The organism is Roseateles sp. P5_E11 (assembly GCF_054049355.1).
Window position 1 is genome coordinate 1 of record NZ_JBFUMO010000843.1, and the last position, 1829, is coordinate 1829.

At 70.0% G+C, this 1829-nt stretch carries 3 protein-coding genes; 1 reads left to right on the forward strand and 2 read right to left on the reverse strand.

Annotated elements, in window-relative coordinates:
* A partial coding sequence (locus ACXJKR_RS31270; protein WP_457326166.1) for an acyltransferase family protein occupies positions 1 to 514 on the forward strand: 514 nt, incomplete at its 5' end.
* Here the strand turns inward: ACXJKR_RS31270 and ACXJKR_RS31275 are convergent.
* Both ACXJKR_RS31275 and cobS read right to left on the reverse strand, forming a co-directional pair.
* Entirely contained in the window at positions 484 to 999 is a 516-nt protein-coding gene (locus tag ACXJKR_RS31275) for a histidine phosphatase family protein (protein ID WP_457326167.1), read from the reverse strand. The genes ACXJKR_RS31270 and ACXJKR_RS31275 overlap by 31 nt on opposite strands.
* A 5-nt stretch (positions 1000 to 1004) precedes the next feature.
* A complete protein-coding gene (gene cobS, locus ACXJKR_RS31280; RefSeq protein WP_457326168.1) occupies positions 1005 to 1745 on the reverse strand; it encodes an adenosylcobinamide-GDP ribazoletransferase in 741 nt (246 codons plus the stop codon).
* Positions 1746 to 1829: the final 84 nt, after the last annotated feature.

The window sequence follows — 1829 nt, forward strand, 5'->3', positions numbered from 1 at the left end:
ACCTGTGTACCTGTGGGCGTTTGCCGGCGGCATTGCGGCCGCGGTGGGCTCCCGCTCGGCACGGCTGTGCCGCTGGGCCGCCAGCCACTTGGCCAGCGTGTTGATCCTGGCATGCCTGGCAGCGGCGGTCACGCTGTTCCCCCTGGGTACGGACTATGGTGCGCTTGCGCTGATGGCGCTGGCCTTCGTGCTGATCGCCTGCGGCAACAGCCTCTTCGGCCTGCTGCTGCACCCGGTCTCGCGCCTGCTGGGTGAGTCGGCCTACAGCATCTATCTGCTGCACGGCTTTTTGCTGTTCAGCCTCCTTCATTTCGTGCTGGGGGCAGATCAGCCGGGAGCCGCCTTGCCTGCGGCCGTGCACTGGGGTTGGGTGCTGGCACTGGCGCCAGTTCTCGTGCTGGTCAGCCATGCCAGCTATCGCTTCATCGAGGCCCCGGCGATGCGGGCCACGCCTGCCGTCACGGCGGCCTTGCGCCGCCGGTTTCAGAAATCGCCGGACCGGCTGGCTGCATAGGCCAACGGCTTGGGCCACCGGGCCGGCGTGGGCGGATCGCCGCGCCATGCCCGGGCATTGATCCAGCCGCCGTGGCCCACGGCCAGGGCGCATGGTGGCTGCCACGCGGCCGCGCGCAGCAGCAGCGCATTGAGTGACTCACCACCGTCGAATTCGAAACCGCAGAAGTCGCGCGTCCAGCGCTCGAACTCCGCCGCGGAGATGGCGCTCCAGGGCTGGCCGTCCCAGCGGCCGAAGTCCATCTCCGCCAAGGCTGGGTCGACGCACCACAGGAAGCCCCATCGCTTCAGCCAATGCCCCACCGACGCGGCGCGCGCGAGCGGCGACGTGACGACCTCGCGCGGCAGCCCCTGCAGGCGTGCATGCGTGCGAATGCGATGGGCCAGGCGCTTGGCTTTGCGCGGGTCGACGGGAAGGTCGGTGCGGCCACCGATGCAGCGACCCGCAGCACCGATGGGCTTGGGGTGGCGCCAGATCGTGAACACAGGCTTCAGAACGAGGCCGTGAAGGCCAGCAGCACGGCGATCTCGGCCAGTTGCTCGGTCGCGCCCAGCCCATCGCCGGTGTAGCCGCCGAGGCGGCGCTTCAGCCATTGGTGCATCAGTACTGCGGCAACCGCTGCTGCGCCTGCGGCGGCCAGCAAGCGCGGCAGATCAACGCCTCCGGCGGCGAGCGCCAGCAACAGCAAGCCGCACCAGCCCAGCGCGATGGCGAAATTGCGGAGCGCCACGGCCATTGCCAGTGGCTTGGCCTTGGCATGCTCCGCATCGCCGCCGTAGGGCAGGCTGACCATCACGCCCACGGCCGCCGCGCGAGCAAAGGCGTGGCTGGCCAGCAAGGCGGCCACGGCACCCAGCAGCGGCCGCGTCGCCAATACGGCCAACAGCGCGGCGCGTAGCAACAAGCTCAGGCCCAGCGCCAAAGCGCCATAGCTGCCGATGCGCGAGTCCTTCATGATCGCCAGCGCCTTGTCGCGGCTGACCACGCCGCCCAAGGCATCGAAGGTGTCGGCCAGGCCATCCTCGTGAAACCCGCCGGTCAACGCGACGGTGGCCGCCAGCGCCAGCACCGCGGCCACCCAGGCCGGCCACAAATGACCGGCCCCCGCCAGCACCACTGCGCCGACGCCGCCGACCAGCGCGCCCACCAGCGGGAAGTGCCGCACGCAATCGTTCAGCCAGGCCGGCTCGAAGCCCTCCAGCCGCACCGGCAGCCGCGTCAGGAACTGCAATGCAACAAGGAAAAGCCGCACAGGGCTACTCGCGGTTGCTGACGCCGGCGCTGTCGAAGCTGGCCATGTCGGCCAGCAGCGCAC